Origin of the sequence: Clostridium estertheticum (assembly GCF_011065935.2) — a bacterium.
Lineage (GTDB): Bacteria > Bacillota > Clostridia > Clostridiales > Clostridiaceae > Clostridium_AD > Clostridium_AD estertheticum_A.
Genome location: NZ_JAAMNH020000001.1, coordinates 3,704,932 through 3,722,072, shown reverse-complemented (window position 1 = coordinate 3,722,072; position 17,141 = coordinate 3,704,932). Strand labels below are relative to the sequence as shown.

The 17,141-nt window shown below is 31.7% G+C and carries 18 protein-coding genes; all 18 read left to right on the top strand.

The genetic code is table 11. The features are described 5' to 3' along the window. Window positions 1-40 precede the first annotated feature (40 nt). Window positions 41-694 (top strand): nucleotide exchange factor GrpE, encoded by a 654-nt coding sequence (gene grpE, locus G9F72_RS17755; protein WP_224676158.1) that lies wholly within the window; start codon window positions 41-43, stop codon window positions 692-694. A 78-nt stretch (window positions 695-772) separates the two neighbouring features. Next, on the top strand, window positions 773-2,626 hold the full coding sequence (gene dnaK / locus G9F72_RS17750; protein WP_164955956.1) for a molecular chaperone DnaK: 1,854 nt from the start codon (window positions 773-775) through the stop codon (window positions 2,624-2,626). Between the two features lie 238 nt (window positions 2,627-2,864). Then, window positions 2,865-3,983: a molecular chaperone DnaJ gene (dnaJ, locus tag G9F72_RS17745; protein WP_164955955.1), complete on the top strand. Its 1,119-nt coding sequence runs from the start codon at window positions 2,865-2,867 to the stop codon at window positions 3,981-3,983. Between the two features lie 130 nt (window positions 3,984-4,113). Further along, window positions 4,114-5,049: a 50S ribosomal protein L11 methyltransferase gene (gene prmA / locus G9F72_RS17740; protein WP_164955954.1), complete on the top strand. Its 936-nt coding sequence runs from the start codon at window positions 4,114-4,116 to the stop codon at window positions 5,047-5,049. Window positions 5,050-5,083: 34 nt separating this feature from the next. Then, window positions 5,084-5,839 (top strand): 16S rRNA (uracil(1498)-N(3))-methyltransferase, encoded by a 756-nt coding sequence (locus G9F72_RS17735; RefSeq protein WP_164955953.1) that lies wholly within the window; start codon window positions 5,084-5,086, stop codon window positions 5,837-5,839. After that, window positions 5,836-7,146: a tRNA (N(6)-L-threonylcarbamoyladenosine(37)-C(2))-methylthiotransferase MtaB gene (gene mtaB, locus G9F72_RS17730; RefSeq protein WP_164955952.1), complete on the top strand. Its 1,311-nt coding sequence runs from the start codon at window positions 5,836-5,838 to the stop codon at window positions 7,144-7,146. The genes G9F72_RS17735 and mtaB overlap by 4 nt, the downstream gene beginning before the upstream one ends. Window positions 7,147-7,245: 99 nt before the next feature. Beyond that, entirely contained in the window at window positions 7,246-7,590 is a 345-nt protein-coding gene (locus G9F72_RS17725; protein ID WP_164955951.1) for a histidine triad nucleotide-binding protein, read from the top strand. A gap of 185 nt (window positions 7,591-7,775) precedes the next feature. After that, window positions 7,776-7,952 carry a 30S ribosomal protein S21 gene (gene rpsU, locus G9F72_RS17720; protein ID WP_124998347.1) on the top strand — a complete coding sequence of 59 codons (177 nt, stop codon included), beginning with the start codon at window positions 7,776-7,778 and terminating at the stop codon, window positions 7,950-7,952. Window positions 7,953-8,298: 346 nt separating this feature from the next. Continuing rightward, window positions 8,299-8,583: a sporulation protein YqfC gene (gene yqfC, locus G9F72_RS17715; protein ID WP_164955950.1), complete on the top strand. Its 285-nt coding sequence runs from the start codon at window positions 8,299-8,301 to the stop codon at window positions 8,581-8,583. Further along, complete coding sequence (gene yqfD, locus G9F72_RS17710; protein ID WP_224676157.1) at window positions 8,576-9,697, top strand: sporulation protein YqfD; 1,122 nt, start codon at window positions 8,576-8,578, stop codon at window positions 9,695-9,697. Before yqfC ends, yqfD begins: the two co-directional genes overlap by 8 nt. A 104-nt stretch (window positions 9,698-9,801) precedes the next feature. Continuing rightward, a complete protein-coding gene (locus tag G9F72_RS17705) occupies window positions 9,802-11,889 on the top strand; it encodes an HD family phosphohydrolase (RefSeq protein WP_164955948.1) in 2,088 nt (695 codons plus the stop codon). After that, entirely contained in the window at window positions 11,886-12,386 is a 501-nt protein-coding gene (ybeY, locus tag G9F72_RS17700; protein ID WP_164955947.1) for an rRNA maturation RNase YbeY, read from the top strand. Before G9F72_RS17705 ends, ybeY begins: the two co-directional genes overlap by 4 nt. 63 nt (window positions 12,387-12,449) lie before the next feature. Continuing rightward, on the top strand, window positions 12,450-13,148 hold the full coding sequence (locus tag G9F72_RS17695; protein ID WP_164955946.1) for a diacylglycerol kinase: 699 nt from the start codon (window positions 12,450-12,452) through the stop codon (window positions 13,146-13,148). A 140-nt stretch (window positions 13,149-13,288) separates the two neighbouring features. After that, complete coding sequence (locus tag G9F72_RS17690) at window positions 13,289-13,687, top strand: cytidine deaminase (RefSeq protein ID WP_164955945.1); 399 nt, start codon at window positions 13,289-13,291, stop codon at window positions 13,685-13,687. A 54-nt stretch (window positions 13,688-13,741) separates the two neighbouring features. After that, the gene (era, locus tag G9F72_RS17685; RefSeq protein WP_164955944.1) at window positions 13,742-14,623 is read left to right on the top strand and encodes a GTPase Era; all 882 of its coding nucleotides are present in this window, start codon (window positions 13,742-13,744) and stop codon (window positions 14,621-14,623) included. 11 nt (window positions 14,624-14,634) lie between these two features. Further along, complete coding sequence (gene recO / locus G9F72_RS17680) at window positions 14,635-15,384, top strand: DNA repair protein RecO (protein ID WP_164955943.1); 750 nt, start codon at window positions 14,635-14,637, stop codon at window positions 15,382-15,384. Between the two features lie 44 nt (window positions 15,385-15,428). Further along, window positions 15,429-16,049, top strand: coding sequence for a DUF4342 domain-containing protein (locus tag G9F72_RS17675; RefSeq protein WP_164955942.1), 621 nt, complete (start codon window positions 15,429-15,431; stop codon window positions 16,047-16,049). Window positions 16,050-16,426: 377 nt separating this feature from the next. Beyond that, window positions 16,427-17,059 carry a helix-turn-helix transcriptional regulator gene (locus tag G9F72_RS17670; RefSeq protein WP_411955963.1) on the top strand — a complete coding sequence of 211 codons (633 nt, stop codon included), beginning with the start codon at window positions 16,427-16,429 and terminating at the stop codon, window positions 17,057-17,059. The last annotated feature ends 82 nt before the right edge of the window (window positions 17,060-17,141 follow it).

Genomic DNA, 17,141 nt, shown 5'->3' with positions numbered 1-17,141 from the left:
AAAAAGATTTACTTTGAGCCTGAAATGGAGGAATAGTTGAGTGCATACAAATAATAGTAAAAATGAAAAGATTTTAAAAGAAGAAAAAATACCAATGGACTTTGAAGATTCAAGCTCAGCTGATGAAACTGAACTTGAAGAAACTGAGGGTAATATAGAAGGAACTCCAGAGGAAGCTGAAATAGTAGAAGAAGAGTTTATAGAACTTTTAGAAAGTGAAAAAGAGAAAGATATGAATAAAAAAATGAAAAAACTACAAGAAGAAAACGAAAAATTAGAGAATGAGGTTATTGCTATTAAAGATAAATTTTTAAGAACAATGGCTGAATATGAAAATTTTAGAAAAAGGACAGTGAAAGAGAAGGAAGGCATATACACTGATGCTTGCGCCGATGTTTTAAAAGAAGTTCTACCAGTACTAGATAATTTAGAAAGAGCACTTTCTGTTGAAGGAAGCGGTGATGATCTAAGAACTGGTGTAGAAATGACGGTAAGACAATTCAATGATGCTTTTAATAAATTAGGAGTGGAAGAACTAGCCCCAGAAGGAGAGTTTGACCCAAATCTTCACAATGCAGTGATGCATGTGGAAGATGAACAGTATGGAGCAAATGAAATAGTTGAAGTATACCAAAAGGGGTATAAAAGAGCAAATAAGGTATTAAGACATAGTATGGTTAAAGTTGCAAATTAAAGATTTATATTATAAAAAAATATAAAACCTTAAAATAATAATGATATAAACTAAAAGGAATACAAGGAGGAAATAATAATGGGAAAAATTATAGGAATAGATTTAGGTACAACAAATTCATGTGTAGCAGTTATGGAGGGTGGAGAACCCGTAGTAATTTCTAACTCAGAAGGTGCAAGAACTACACCATCTGTAGTTTCATTCCAAGCTAATGGAGAAAGATTAGTAGGCCAAGTAGCTAAAAGGCAAGCAATTACAAACCCAGATAGAACAATAATGTCAATTAAAAGAGAAATGGGTACAGATCATAAAATAAATATTGATGGAAAATCACATACACCACAAGAAATTTCAGCTTATATACTACAAAAAATTAAAGCTGATGCTGAAGCTTATTTAGGGGAATCAGTTACAGAAGCGGTAATAACTGTACCAGCATATTTCAATGATAGCCAAAGACAAGCAACAAAAGATGCAGGAAAAATAGCTGGACTTGAAGTTAAGAGAATAATAAACGAGCCAACAGCAGCAGCTCTAGCTTATGGTTTAGATAAGATGGATGTTAACCAAAAAATATTAGTATATGATTTAGGCGGCGGTACATTTGACGTATCTATATTAGAACTTGGTGATGGACTATTCGAAGTTAAATCAACTAATGGTAATACTAAGCTTGGTGGAGATGACTTTGACCAAAGGGTTGTAAATCACATAGCTGATACTTTTAAATCTGATAATGGAATAGATTTAAGAAATGATAAAATGGCACTTCAAAGATTAAAAGAAGCTGCTGAAAAAGCTAAAATCGAATTATCATCATCAACGCAAACAACAATTAACCTACCATTCATTACTGCAGATGCAACAGGTCCAAAGCATATAGAGATGAATTTAACTAGAGCTAAATTTAATGAATTAACTCACGATTTAGTTGACGCTACAATAGAGCCAATGAAAAAAGCTCTTGCAGACGCAGGTTTATCACTTAGTGAAATAGATAAAGTTGTGCTTGTAGGTGGTTCAACAAGAACACCAGCAGTTGTAGATGCAGTTAAAAACTTTACTGGAAAAGAGCCTTCAAAGGGAGTAAATCCTGATGAATGTGTGGCCCTTGGTGCAGCAATTCAAGCCGGAGTATTAACTGGAGAAGTTAAAGATGTTTTACTTCTTGATGTAACTCCATTAACACTAGGAATTGAAACTCTAGGAGGAATAGCTACTGCATTAATTGAAAGAAACACAACAATTCCTGCTAAAAAGAGTCAAGTATTCTCAACAGCGGCAGATGGTCAAACATCCGTTGAAATTCACATTGTTCAAGGTGAAAGACAAATGGCTGCAGGGAATAAAACATTAGGAAGGGTTACTCTTTCTGGAATAGCAGCAGCACCAAGAGGAATTCCACAAATAGAAGTTACTTTTGATATAGATGCTAATGGTATAGTTAATGTATCAGCTAAAGATAAAGGAACAGGAAAAGAAGCTAAAATAACAATTACAGCTTCTACTAATTTAAGTGATTCTGAAATTGACGCAGCAGTAAAAGAGGCAGAGAAATTTGCTGAAGAAGATAAGTCAAGAAAAGAAGCAATTGAGGCTAAAAATAACGCAGAGCAGTTAGTATACCAAACTGAAAAAAGCTTAACTGATCTTGGAGAAAAAGTTTCAGAAGATGATAAAAAAGATATTGAAGGCAAATTAGAAGCACTTAAAAAAGTAAAAGATGGAGACGACACAGAAGCTATAAAGAAATCTACTGAAGAGTTAACAGAAGCTTTCTATGCTGTAACTACAAAAATATACCAAGCAGAGGCAGCACAGCAAGAACAAGGAGCACAAGATCAAGGTGCTGGCGACATGGGCGGAAATGCTCCACATGATGACAATGTAGTAGATGCTGATTTCAAAGTAGAAGAAGATGAAAAAAAATAAGATAAATAAACAATAAAACCATTTAAATAAGGGTGGGGTAATTACCCTTCCCTTAATTTATTTAAATAAATTATATCAATAAGTGTAGAAAAACGATATACTAGTAATGTCGGCATAAAAAAACATGCCGTCGGCATAAAAAAATATGCCGTTGGCATTGGAAGAGATGCCATTGAATTATTTTAATCAATATTTTATATAATAAAAGCATATATATTTTAGGTGGTGTAAAAACAGCATGGCAAAAAAAGATTATTATGAGACCCTTGGCATAGAAAGAGGTGCTAGTGAAGAAGAAATTAAGAAAGCCTTTAAAAAGGCTGCATTAAAATATCATCCAGATAGAAATCCAGACAATAAAGCAGCAGAAGACAAATTTAAAGAAGCGAATGAGGCATACCAAGTTTTATCTGATTCAGATAAAAGATCAAGATATGATCAATATGGTTCAGCGGATGCTGGAGCAGGCTTTGATGCTGGCTCTGATTTTTCAGGCTTTGGTGGTTTTGGAGATATATTTGGAGACATATTTGGAGGAGGTTTCTCTTCAAGGAATCAAAATGGGCCCAAAAAAGGTGCGGATTTAGAATACAATTTAAATTTAAGCTTTGAGGAGTCTGTTTTTGGTGTTGAAAAAGAGATATCTGTTACCAAAAATGAAAAATGTAATGATTGCGGTGGTAGTGGTGCTAAAGCTGGTACTTCTGCTAAAACCTGTGACAAATGTGGTGGAAATGGGCAGATAAAAGTTCAAAGAAACACTGCTTTTGGAAGCTTTGCTAGCATGAGCACTTGTGATAAGTGCGGAGGGCGTGGTCAAATAATTTCTGAACCATGTAAAACTTGTCATGGCTCTGGAAAAGAGAGAAAAAACAGAAAAATTAAAATTAATGTTCCAGGTGGAGTTGACACAGGAAATGTTATGCCCTTAAGAGGGCAAGGAGAACCAGGAGAAAAAGGTGGCCCATCAGGAGACTTATATATAAATATCAGAGTAACTCCTCATAAAACCTTTAAGAGAAATGGGATTGATATTCATATAGAATCTCATATAAGTTTTGGATATGCAGCTATAGGAACTGAAATTAAAGTTCCAACTGTGGATGGGGACGTTAAATATAAAGTTCCAGCAGGTACACAATCTGGTACTGTGTTTAGACTTAAGGGAAAGGGTATACCTAGAGTTAACGGACATGGGAGAGGCGATGAATACGTAAAAGTCATTGTTGATGTTCCAAAATCCTTGAATGACAAGCAAAAGGTAGCCTTAAAGCTTTATATGGAAGCTAGTGGTGAGATTATAGATTTTAGCGAAGATGGTAAAAAGTCTTTTGTGGATAAAATATTAGGTAAATAATTAATAATAAAAAACTTCGTTATATAAAACGGAGTTTTTTATTATAATATTGTGTTAAAATATCAAAAATGATACACTTATATGGATAAAAAATGATATCTACCCTTAGGGAGAAGCAAGGAGAATAATTATGAATAAAGATTGGATTGAAGTAACTATAATAACAAGCGGTGAGGCAGTTGAGGCAGTGTCAGCTATGCTATATAATACTGGTGTAAAAGGTGTTTCTATTTTGGATCCACTAGATATGATTTACAGGCGAGATCATACTACAGATTGGGACTATTTTGATGAAACTATTATAGACACAAATAGTGGGGTTGTAGTTAAGGGATACTATAAAGAAGATGAAAAATTTGAAAGCTACTTGGAAGAAATTAAAACAGGGGTAAATAAATTGCCTGAGTTTGGACTAGATAAGGGTTTAGGAACGGTTACGGAAGTGAAGGTAAAGGAACAAGATTGGGAAAATAATTGGAAACAGTATTATAAACCAATAAAGGTAGGAGAAAAAATAGTTATAAAACCTATCTGGGAAAAATACGATAAAAAGCCTGGTGAAATAATTGTAGAGCTTGACCCGGGTATGGCATTTGGAACTGGTACTCATGAGACTACTAGAATGTGCATAAAAGCACTTGAGAGGCACGTAGACGAACAATCAGTTGTTTTTGATATAGGAACAGGGTCGGGTATATTGTCTATCGCTGCGGCTAAACTTGGGGCAAAGAAAACCATAGGCGTTGATTTGGATCCAGTAGCAGTAGATTCTGCAAAGCAAAATGTTAGTTACAATGATTTAAATAACATTGAGATAGTATACGGAGACTTAATGGAAGTTGTTAAAGGAAAGGCCACCATAGTTATAGCTAATATAATGGCTGATATAATTATGTTCTTAACTGAGCAAGTTAAATCCTTTATAGTAGAAGGTGGATATTTTATTTCCTCAGGAATAATCTTAAGTAAAAAAGATGAGGTAATAAATAAGTTAACTCAGTGTGGTTTTAAAATTGAAGAGATAAACATAGAGGGAGAATGGGTTTGTATAGTTGCAAAGTTATAGAAAAATAACTATAAGGTTGAGGAGAGAATAAATAATGCATAAATTTTTTGTGCCTAAGGCTAATATAGTAGAAAATAATGCTATTATTGAGGGCGAAGATGTAAAACATATATATAAGGTATTAAGGCTTAAAGTTGGTGATAAGGTAAGTATCAACAACTGCGAAGGTAGTGAATATGTAGGGGAAATAACTTTAATAGATAAGAAATCGGTAAATATAAATCTATTAGAAAAAAGCTCTATAAATAATGAAAGTCCTATTGAAGTATACTTATTTCAGGGTATGCCTAAATCAACAAAAATGGATTTAATAGTTCAAAAAAATACGGAACTAGGAGTTAAGGCAATAACACCTATAATTACAGAGCGAGTAGTAGTTAAAACTGAGCTTGCGGAATTCAAAAAGGTAGATAGATGGAATAGGATAGCACTTGAAGCTTGTAAGCAGAGCAAAAGAAGTTTGGTACCTCAAATTAATGTGCCTATAGAATTTGATCACTTATTAGAAAATTTAAAACAAATGGATTTAGTTGTGGTGCCCTATGAAAATGAAGAGGGCTATGGTATAAAGAAATTAATGAAAACCATAGAAAAACAATCTATTAGTAAAGTTGCTATTGTCATAGGCCCAGAGGGTGGATTCGAAGAGTGTGAGATCATTAAATTAAAAGAAATAGGAGCTAGCATCATCACTTTAGGACCAAGAATACTTAGAACTGAGACAGCAGGTTTTACCTGTTTAAGTTTGATAATGTATGAACTAGGAGATTTGGGGGGAATTATAGAATGAAAGTTGCTTTCGCTACTTTAGGATGCAGGGTAAATCAGTACGAGTCAGAAGCAATGGTAGAAAAATTTCTTCGCGAAGGATATGAAGTGGCTGAGTTTCATGATTTTTCTGACGTATATGTTATTAATACTTGTACTGTGACTAATATGGGTGATAAAAAATCAAGACAGATGATAGGACGCGCTAGAAGATCAAATGAAAATGCTATTATTGCCGTGGTGGGCTGTTATGCACAGATAGCACCAGAGGAAGTAGCAAGCATTGAAGGCGTTGATGTAGTTTTAGGTAGCCGAAATAAAGGTGATATTGTTTATTGGGTAAATAGAGCTCGCGAGGAGTCAAAACAGGTAGTGCAGGTTAGCGATGTTCTAAAAAATAAGGTATTTGAGGATTTAAATATTAGTGAATATCAGGATAGAACCAGAGCTTTTGTGAAAATTCAAGATGGCTGCAATAGATTTTGTTCTTATTGCTTAATACCTTATGCAAGGGGCGCAGTATGTAGCAAGTCACCTGAAAAAATTATATCGGAAGTTAATGAATTGGCCCAAAATGGCTTTAAAGAAATTCTTTTATCTGGTATACATATAGCATCCTTTGGCTTGGATTTAGAAGGCGGATGGAATTTAGTTCGGATTCTAGAGGCAGTGGATAAGGTTCCAGGAATAGAACGGATAAGAATAGGTTCAATAGATCCAACCTTCTTTACAGAGGGTGTTATCGATAAAATAATGTCATTTAAGAAGCTATGTCCTCATTTTCATCTATCACTTCAAAGCGGATGTGACCAGACACTTAAGAGAATGAATAGGCTGTATACAGCGCAGGAGTATAAAACCGTAGTAGAAAATTTAAGGCGAAATATAGTGGGTGTTTCTATAACTACGGACATAATTGTAGGTTTTCCTGGAGAAACCAAGGAAGAATTTAATGAAACCTATGATTTCTTAAAAGAATTAGAGCTATCAAAAATGCATATTTTTAAGTACAGCCCAAGAAAAGGCACCAAAGCTGCACAGATAAAAGAGCAGATTGATGGAAATATAAAAGAAGAGCGAAGTAACAAGCTTATTACACTTAATAATATGCTAGAAGAAAAACATATAAATACTTTCCGTGGCAAATGCATGAATGTACTATACGAGCAAAAATTTAAAAATAATGAAGATGAATATGAAGGCTACACTGACAACTATGTAAAGGTTGTAGGAAGAGCCTCTAAAAATATAGCAGGTGAATTTCATATGACGAAATTCACAGAATGTATGGGTGATTATATACTTGGAGAAGTTCAAGACTCGGAATAATTGCGCAATAATAAATGTATGTAGCAGGAGAATAAAACTTTATGTTGAATAGTATATTAAATAAGATAGTATTGCAATAGGATAGTAGGAGGTGATTATGTGGAAGACTGTATATTTTGTAAAATCATAAAAAAGCAGATACCCTGTGAGGTGCTTTATGAAGATGATAAAGTTATAGTATTTAATGACATAAGTCCTCAGGCACCCATACACGTTATAATTATTCCAAAGGAACATATTGATGACCTAAATTGCTTAAAACAAGAGTCATCAGAATTAATAGGTCATATATTTATGGTTGCAAGGGAAGTTGCGGTCACTTTAGGTATTTCAGAAAGTGGATATAGGATTGTTAGTAATTGTGGGCAGCAAGGGGGGCAAACTGTTCAGCATGTGCATTTTCATTTATTGGGGGGCAGGATGCTTCAGTGGCCACCTGGTTAAAATATAACTAATTTTAAATGTTAAAATTTGATGTATATTCTATATTTAAATACATTATATATATCAAAATAGCAATGAAAATGTTGACATTATGTAAAATTGTGTTGTATAATAAAAAATGTGCTATTTAGGCCCCGCATTAGCTGTTTTTAAATTGAATTGAGCTAGCGGAGGGAGGGATAATGATGTCAGAAATTAAGGTTGGAGCAGACGAGTCCATTGAGAACGCTTTAAGAAGGTTTAAGAAAAAATGCGCAAGAAGTGGAGTGCTTGGAGAAGTAAGAAAAAGAGAGCACTATGAAAAGCCAAGTGTTAAAAAGAAATTAAAATCAGAAGCTGCAAGAAAGAGAAAATTCAAATAGAATTTTTTATAATGGAAACAAACAAGATAAAATAAAATTTTGTTCGAATACCTTCCTCAGCAGTAAATAAATTAGAAATTTTAGAGACATTCAGAGAAACAGTAGTAGAATTGGGAACTAATAGCATGGAACACGTGAAAAAAATTATGTTTACCGAGTTGCCTTAAGTTATGGGCAAAGCATATGGTAAACTTGCTTGTGAAATAGTAAAACAATATTTAAATAAATAAAAGACTCAGCCTGTGCTGAGTCTTTTTTTGCTTTGAAAATTATAAAATTTAAAAACTGTAATTTCTTGTGTTTTTTTTTCATAAATTTAATATGAAGTACTTTATGAGGTGGATATATGGAAAATAAATTTTCTAAAACAAAGGAAACTATAGCGAGTAAGTTAGATTTGCCAAGGGATATACTACTAGATTTACCCAAAATAACTATTTTGGCCAATAATGAAATAAATATAGAAAACCATAGAGGTGTAGTAATTTTTGAGGAAGAAGAAATAAAGATAAATTCCAATGTGGGACCAATTTCTATATATGGGAAAAATTTTAAAATATTATTTATAGGGGGAAACACAATAACTTTAAGTGGTAACTTTAAATCTGTTGTGTATGAAGGCAATGAATAATTTAAAAAAATATAAAAAAGGGACTATTACAATGGAAATTGAATCATTTATGCCGGAAAAATTTATTAATTTATTATGGAAAAATGGCATTGCAGCTAAAAACATAAAAAAGGTTAATATAACAACTCTAGTGTTAGATGTTAAATTATCTGATTATGTTGAAATTAGCAAAATTGCAAAAAAAACGGATACTAGAGTTATTATTATAGGAAGGAATGGATTATCCTTTTTTTTAATGAAAATAAGAAGTCGGTCTGCACTATTACTTGGAGTGATTTTGTTTGCATGCATAATATATTACTTATCTACATTTGTATGGAATATAGAAATTAGTACGGAACACTATATAAGCCCATTTGAATTACGTAATCAAATTAAGGGGTTTGGAGTTACAACGGGACTCAGAAAGAAAAATATAGATGTTTACGACATTGAAAATAGAATTCTAAGAAGTAATGATGAGATAATGTGGGTAAAAGCTAGGATTGAAGGTGTTAAGCTAAAAGTTGATGTAATAGAAAGACAATCACCACCTATTATAATTGTGGATGGAACACCTCGTGATTTGATAGCCAATAAAGATGGTATAGTAGTTAGGGTATTTACCACAGAAGGAACAGCCGTTGTTATAAAAGGAGATTCAATACAAAAGGGAGATATATTAGTTAAGGGGGAGCAAGGTAAAGAGGGAAGTCTTTACCCTGTACGTGCGCAGGGAGAAGTTATAGCGAAAACTTTTTACGAGGAGATAAAAGAAGTTCCATTATCCAGTACATCAAGGATTAAAACAGGAAATAGTATAAGTAATTTATACATTAAATTTTTGAATAAAAAAATTTATCTCAAAAATAGCTTAATTCCATATGGTAATTATGATAAAATAGAAAATAACGATAAGTTTATAGACAAAGAAATTTATTATGAAGTCCAGGAAAAAAATATACATGCAGATGCAACTAAGATAACAGAGGAAATATATTCTAATATTTTAAAAAAATTAGATAAAAATGTAAAGGTTATGGATAAGATCGTAGATGTAAAAAAAGATAAAGATAAGTACATCATAAGAGTAGTGGTTGTTGCTGAAGAAAATATTGCTACCGAAGATAAATAATATTTCGAAGATAAATGATATTATCAAAGATAAATAGTATTTCAAAGATAATAATATTTCATATATTTTTTAGAATACTTGAGAAGAAAAGGTGGGGATAGAATATGAAAAATATTAGAGAACTTATAACGCTTAATAAAGCAAAGCCATATCTAATTTTTATAATTACAGCAGTTATTATGTATTCGATTCTAGTAACAGCTTTAGTTCCCCAAAAATATACACTAAATGTGGGGGATATTGCAAAAATAGATATAAAAGCTCCTAGAGAAGTTGAAAATGAAGTATCCACAGAAGTTAGTAAAACTAAGGCTGTAGAAAATGTAGAGAAAAAAACAATTAAAGTCCCAGTGAATGATAAGGCTATAGCTAGTTTTAGGAAATTATTTTCTGCAGTAAGCAAGTTAAATAAAAGTTCAACTGGAAAGATATTATCAGAAAAGGAAAAAATAGATTTCAAGGCGAGTAATCCAATTGCTGGTTTTAACATTGAAAAATATCAGGTTTTAATAAGCTTAGACCAGAAAAAGGCTGATGATTTAGAACAATTTCTTATAGATACAATGACCACACTCAATGCATCATTTATAATTAATGAAGATAAGCCTGAAGAGATTATAATGGCGAAGGGTATTATTGCTACAGCTTTTAACGACTCGAATTTTACAAAGGATATAAGAGAAATAGGGATGGCTATTGCAAATGCAGAAATTCGGCCTAATACAAGATATGATAAAGAAAAAACAGAGCTTCTGATGGAAGCTGCGAGAAAAAGCGTTAAACCTGTCATGATTAAGAAGGACCAAATTATTGTAAAGGAAGGGGAACCAATAACCACGCAGCAAAAGGCACTGCTTCAATCATTAGGACTCCTAGATAATACCACCAATTTTGAATGGTCCTTATATTTAAGTTTAGCAGGGCTAGTGTGTTTAGTCATATTACTTCAATGGTTTTATTTATATAAGTATAAACCGGAGATATTTAAGGATATAAAAAAATTAATTATGCTTAATATTCTTAGTATAATAGCTATATTACTGGCTAGAGTATTAGGTATAATTTCCCTGTTCGTAATTCCACTAGCCTGTATACCAATGCTCATGGCCATTTTAATTGACGATGAAGTATCTATAGGTTTAAATATTCTTAATTGTATTCTAATTAGCGTTGCAGTTAATTTTAATTTTGAAATTACTGTATTAGCAGTGTTAAACTCTATTATTGGGGTTATGTTACTCAAGAAAATGCAACAAAGAAACGATATATTATATTCATCCATATATATTACAATGATAAACTTGGCCCTTTATCTTTCTATGGGATTTTTGCTAAGTAATAGTATAGTTGATGTTTTAAAAAAGGCTGGAATGGTGTCACTTGCAAGTCTTATATCTGGAGTGCTTACCATAGGATTTTTACCGTTTTTTGAAAGCTTTTTTGATATAGTAACTACAGTGAAGCTTTTAGAACTTTCAAACCCCAATCACCCACTTTTAAAGAGGTTACTTTTGGAAGCCCCAGGAACATATCATCATTCTGTGCTAGTAGCGAACTTATCCGAGGTGGCAGCAGAAGTAGTTGGTGCTAATCCAGTGCTTGCCAGAGTTTCTTCCTATTATCATGATATTGGCAAGATAAAGAGACCTTATTTTTTCAAAGAAAATCAATTGGGAAATGATAATCCTCATGATAAGATAACTCCTAATCTAAGTACACTTATAATAATTTCACATGTAAAGGATGGCTTAGATCTTGCAAAAGAATTTAAGATACCCATGGCGATCCAAGATGTTATACAACAACATCATGGAACCACACTAGTTAAATATTTCTATGTAACTATGAAAAATTCTAGTGAGACTCCAGATGAGATTAAGGAAGAGGATTTTAGATATCAGGGGCCAAATCCTGAAAGCCGCGAAGCCGCAATTATAATGCTGTCTGATGCAGTGGAAGCAGCTGTGAGATCAATTCCAAATCCTACAAAAAATAAAATTGAGGAAATGGTCAACAAGATAATAAAAGGCAGACTAAATGATGGACAATTAGATAATTGTGATTTAACTCTGAAAGATTTAGAAAAAATACGAAAGGCATTTTTAAAAGTGTTTTCGGGAATATACCATGAGAGAATAGAATATCCCTTGGATAAATGGGAAAAAGATAATAAAGGAGTAAAACAAGTATGATTTTTATAGATAATAGGCAAAATAAGATAGACGTTACAACAGAGCTTGAAACTGCCATAAAAGATGTCATTGAATATACACTTAAAGAGGAAAAACTTCTTATAGATAATGAAGTAAGTGTTATATTAATTGACAACGAAGAAATTAAAAAAATAAATTTAAAGTATCGTGGTATAGATGAAATAACAGATGTACTATCGTTTCCAATGCTGGATTATCCACAAAACAAGGTGTTTAAAGATGAGTATATAAATTATAAATTTGACCAAAGTGATCTAAATGATGAAAGGTTAGTAATTGGGGATGTTGCATTATCACTAGAAAAAGCATGGCATCAGAGTGAAGAATTTGGCCATTCCTTTATTCGCGAATGTGCATACCTTACAGTGCATTCAATTTTACATCTGTTAGGATATGATCACATGGAGGTGGCAGAGAAAAAAATTATGAGGAAAAGAGAAGAAGAAATATTGAGTGATTTTAAGATATCTAGATAAATTATATTAATAATTATTTAAATAGAATTGGGTTACTTACAATATTTTCAAAGGCGGTTGAGTATGAAAGTTAAAAAATTGGTTGATAGTTTTAATTACGCTATTGAGGGGATTATATATTCCATTAGAACACAAAGAAATATGAAGATACATATGATAGCTACAATAATAGTGCTGTCTGCCACTTTTTTTTATGACTTATCAAGGATAGAGCTTTTGATTATAACCATGACTATAACCTTGGTTATAGTGGCTGAAATGATAAACACTGCAGTAGAATGTGCAATAGATGCTACCACAAATTTTTATCACCCCTTAGCCAAGATTGCTAAGAATGTTGCTGCAGGCGCAGTGCTAGTGACTGCTATAAATGCAGTCCTTGTAGGCTATGTTATCTTCTGGGATAGATTAACCCCTTTTAATAAAACAATGATGGCAAAGCTTAAAAAATCTAATCCTGACATGATATTTTTTATACTAGTTATAGTTTGTATTGCTGCAGTAGTAGTTAAATCAATTTATGATGAGGGAACTCCATTTAGAGGAGGAATGCCAAGTGGTCACAGTACCATAGCTTTTTCAGTAGCCACAGCAATAACCTTATTAACTACGGAACCACTTATTATGGTATTATCTTATTTGCTAGCTGCAATAGTGGCACAAAGTAGAGTTGATTCACAAATTCATTCTATTTTAGAAGTTATTTTTGGCGGCATTTTTGGGACACTATTAACCTTGCTATTATTTAAAGTTTTAGGATAATGTGTAGTTCAACTCAGTCCAATAAAATATAATATATAATATTATTGAAATACTAATATTTAATGATATAATTGGTATACGTGATTTTTAATTGTTATTTATTATCATGAGCCTTAAATTAATTGTGTAGGGGTGTATTAATGGATTATAAAAAGTTAGCTAAAATTGCAATAGATGCTAGAGAAAATGCTTATGTGCCTTATTCAAAATTTAAAGTAGGTGCAGCAGTTATTACGGAAGATGACTCAATATATACTGGATGCAACATAGAAAATGCTTCTTATGGTGCTACTAATTGTGCCGAAAGAACTGCAATTTTTAAAGCTGTATCGGAAGGACATAAAAAAATTAAAGCTATAGCAATAGTTGGAGATATGTCAACCCATACCTATCCATGTGGTATTTGCAGACAAGTCATAGTAGAATTTGCCACAAAAGATATAGATATTATATTAGTGAAAAGTGAAGATGATTATATAATAAAGAATATGGAAGAAATATTACCAGGCGCATTTACTAAAGAAGATTTATTAAAGTAAGATAGAAAGAGATTGCTAAATACTATCTACTTAAGATAACCAGAAGGAGGAAATATGTTTAAATCGGGATTCGTAACTATTATCGGAAGACCTAATGTAGGTAAATCTACATTAATAAATTTTATTATGGGGGAAAAATTATCAATTGTGTCTAATAGACCCCAAACTACAAGAAATAATATACAAACTATTTTAACAACTAAAGATTCTCAAATAATATTTGTAGATACTCCAGGGATGCATAAACCTAGACATAAACTAGGGGAATATATGGTTAAAGTGGCGCAACAATCTACCAGTGAAGTAGATGTAATATTATTTATAACTACACCTGGGGATGAAGTTGACAAAGGTGATATGCACATTCTTGAACAATTAAAAGACAGTAATATCCCAGTGTTTTTATTAGTCAATAAGATTGATGAGAATACCCAAGAGAGGGTAGCTAAAACTGTTCAGAGTTATTCGGAGTATTTTAACTTTAAAGAAATAATACCTATAGCTGCTATAAAAGGTAAGAATGTTGACATAGTTACTAAACTTGTAGTGGAGAACATTCCAGAAGGACCGCTTTATTACCCAGAGGATATGATTACAGACCAACAGGAAAGATTTATTATAACTGAAATCATAAGAGAAAAGGCTTTGAAACTATTGTCCCAAGAAGTACCTCATGGAATAGCAATAGAAATTATTTCTATGAAACGAGATGAAAGGAACATGTATCATATTGAAGCTAATATGCTTTGTGAAAAAGATTCTCATAAGGGGATAATAATTGGAAAAGGTGGAAAAACACTTAAACAAATTTCTACTTATGCAAGGCAAGATATAATGAAATTTTTAGGGGAAAAAGTAAACCTAAGATTATGGGTAAAGGTAAAAAAAGAATGGAGAGATACTTCAAGTATTTTGAAAGAATTGGGATATAAGTAGGGGATGATTTTATGGCAATTTTAAAAACTAGAGCTATTGTCATAAAAACACAAGAGTTTAAAGAAGCTGATAAGCTAGTTTGGCTTTTTACTGAGGATTTTGGTAAAATAACAGCCATAGCAAAGGGTGCCAGGAAAAATAAAAGTAAATATGTGTCCTCCACATTACCTTGCTGCTATGCCGAATTTGTGCTTTTTAAAGGTAAAAATTTATATACAATAAATGAAGTTACAATTATAGATTCTTTTCAGCAATTGTTAAGGAACCTGGACACAATTACTTATGCCTCGTATTTTAACGAGTTAATTGATATATCCATGGAAAATGAAGATGTTAATAGTGAACTTTTTAAAGATCTTGTTAGTGCCTTTTATTTTATAAAAAATGACGTTATGGATATAGAAATATTAGCAAGAGCGTTTGAAACAAAACTTTTAAAGGCAACAGGTTATGGGTTGGATTTTGAACAATGTGTTAGATGTAGAAAAAAAATAACAATATCTAATAATATTGATTTACAATCTTATGGTCCTATTTGTAAAGATTGTGAAAAGGTAAATAGTATATATATTTCAAACCCTACATATAATACATTAAAATTCTTAAATAATTTCGGTATGGATAAGATTAATAGAATAGTTGTGTCTAAAGAATCAAAGCTTGAGTTATATAAAATTTTATCTATTATCATTTCTCAAAATTATGCACGAAAACCAAAGAGTCTAGAAATGTTTGATTATTTAAGAGAATATAACAACTAGTAAAAATTTGTTAACCAAGAAAAATTATAAGGAGGATGATTTTAATGTCAGAAATTACACTAGAAAAAATTGACATAATAAAAGAGAGAACAGGAGTATCATATACTGAGGCTAAGGAAGCATTAGAGGAATGTGATAGTGACGTAGTTAACGCACTCATTTATATTGAAGCAAAGCAAAAAAGGGTTAATAAATTTAATATGGAAGAAATGTATTCTACTAAGGATGAACTTGTAGCAACAATAAAAGATATTGTACGAAAAGGAAATGTTACAAGAATAAAAATAAAAAAAGATGAAACTGTAGTTGTAGACATACCTGTTAATGCTGGTATTGCAGCAGGTCTAATTAGTCTCTATATTATGCCTGCGCTAATTGGTATAGGAATATTAACAGCAGTACTTACCAAAGTTACTATTGAAATAACTAAAGCAGATGGTTCTATAGAAGTAGTTAATACTATTATTAAAAATACAGTTGAAGACGTAAAAAGTAAAATGAACGATATGAGTGAAGACGTAAAAGAAAAATTTAATGACAAAAAAGATACTTTTACTAAAAGCAGTAAAGATGATAGCAATGAAAATGTATACCAATATACTGTAAAATTTGATAAGAACAAAGAAGAAGTAAAAGAAGAGGAAAAAACAGAGGAAAAGGAATAAAAATAATGATTTTATTTTAAAATTTCACTTTTTAACTACCTCTATCAAAATGATTTTCCATTCTATAAAGCCAGCAATCGACAATTGCTGGCTTTATAGAATGGAAAATTTAACTATTTGTATAACTTTACCTTAATATCGCTAATAAGAAATTAATAATATGGGAATATTTTATTTTTTTAAACAAAAAATCATAAAAAAACCCTACAATATATATTAAAAATGTGGTACAATGTTACAAATGGTATGTAAAATTCTAGTATAATAATACGTTATGCAATCGTTTGTATTTCTAATATTGGAAATATAACAAATATATCAAAAATAGAAATTATATATCATGTTTAGTAAGTTAAAATAGAAAGAGGGTGGGAAAAATAAAACTAACACCAAGACAAGAAGAGATTATAAGATTAGTTAAAGAAAATCCACCTATTACTAGTGAACGTTTAGCGAATAAGCTAGGAGTAACAAGGGCTGCACTAAGGCCAGATTTGGCAATACTCACAATGACAGGTATTTTAGACGCAAGGCCTAAGGTAGGATATATTTATTCAAAGAAACCCTCTTATAGTTTAGTTTATGATTATATAAGAAATATTAAAGTTAAAGATGTAATGTCAAAACCTATAATGGCAACAGAAGAAACAATGGTTTACGATGCTATAGTACATTTGTTTTTGAATGATGTTGGCACTTTATTTATACATAATAATGGCAATTTAGTAGGGGCAGTATCAAGAAAAGACTTTCTTAAAATGGCTATGGGTGGTACAGATATGCACAAAGTACCTGTAGGGATTATAATGACTAGAATGCCCAATATAGTGTTTGTTGAAAAAGAAGATAGTATTTATTTAGCCGCACAAAAGATTATAGAACACGAAGTAGACAGTCTACCTGTGGTAGAAAGGAAATTCGAAAGTGGGAAAGAAACATTTCAAGTTATGGGTAAAATATCCAAAACTAATATTACAAAATTATTTGTGAAAATGGGTGAAAATGGCTAAATAACTAAAGTGAGTGAAAGTGGGTACTGTTTGTTCTAGGTTGGACACTTTATACCCATTATCATATATAATTTATAATCGA

Excerpts from the sequence above, each read along its gene's own strand:
- G9F72_RS17675 (WP_164955942.1), top strand. The coding sequence starts at position 15,429 with ATGTCAGAAATTACACTAGAAAAAATTGACATAATAAAAGAGAGAACA.
- yqfD (WP_224676157.1), top strand. The coding sequence starts at position 8,576 with ATGAATAATTTAAAAAAATATAAAAAAGGGACTATTACAATGGAAATT.
- yqfC (WP_164955950.1), top strand. The coding sequence starts at position 8,299 with ATGGAAAATAAATTTTCTAAAACAAAGGAAACTATAGCGAGTAAGTTA.
- rpsU (WP_124998347.1), top strand. The coding sequence starts at position 7,776 with ATGTCAGAAATTAAGGTTGGAGCAGACGAGTCCATTGAGAACGCTTTA.
- era (WP_164955944.1), top strand. The coding sequence starts at position 13,742 with ATGTTTAAATCGGGATTCGTAACTATTATCGGAAGACCTAATGTAGGT.
- mtaB (WP_164955952.1), top strand. The coding sequence starts at position 5,836 with ATGAAAGTTGCTTTCGCTACTTTAGGATGCAGGGTAAATCAGTACGAG.
- ybeY (WP_164955947.1), top strand. The coding sequence starts at position 11,886 with ATGATTTTTATAGATAATAGGCAAAATAAGATAGACGTTACAACAGAG.
- dnaJ (WP_164955955.1), top strand. The coding sequence starts at position 2,865 with ATGGCAAAAAAAGATTATTATGAGACCCTTGGCATAGAAAGAGGTGCT.
- prmA (WP_164955954.1), top strand. The coding sequence starts at position 4,114 with ATGAATAAAGATTGGATTGAAGTAACTATAATAACAAGCGGTGAGGCA.
- dnaK (WP_164955956.1), top strand. The coding sequence starts at position 773 with ATGGGAAAAATTATAGGAATAGATTTAGGTACAACAAATTCATGTGTA.
- G9F72_RS17705 (WP_164955948.1), top strand. The coding sequence starts at position 9,802 with ATGAAAAATATTAGAGAACTTATAACGCTTAATAAAGCAAAGCCATAT.
- G9F72_RS17735 (WP_164955953.1), top strand. The coding sequence starts at position 5,084 with ATGCATAAATTTTTTGTGCCTAAGGCTAATATAGTAGAAAATAATGCT.
- G9F72_RS17690 (WP_164955945.1), top strand. The coding sequence starts at position 13,289 with ATGGATTATAAAAAGTTAGCTAAAATTGCAATAGATGCTAGAGAAAAT.
- G9F72_RS17695 (WP_164955946.1), top strand. The coding sequence starts at position 12,450 with ATGAAAGTTAAAAAATTGGTTGATAGTTTTAATTACGCTATTGAGGGG.
- recO (WP_164955943.1), top strand. The coding sequence starts at position 14,635 with ATGGCAATTTTAAAAACTAGAGCTATTGTCATAAAAACACAAGAGTTT.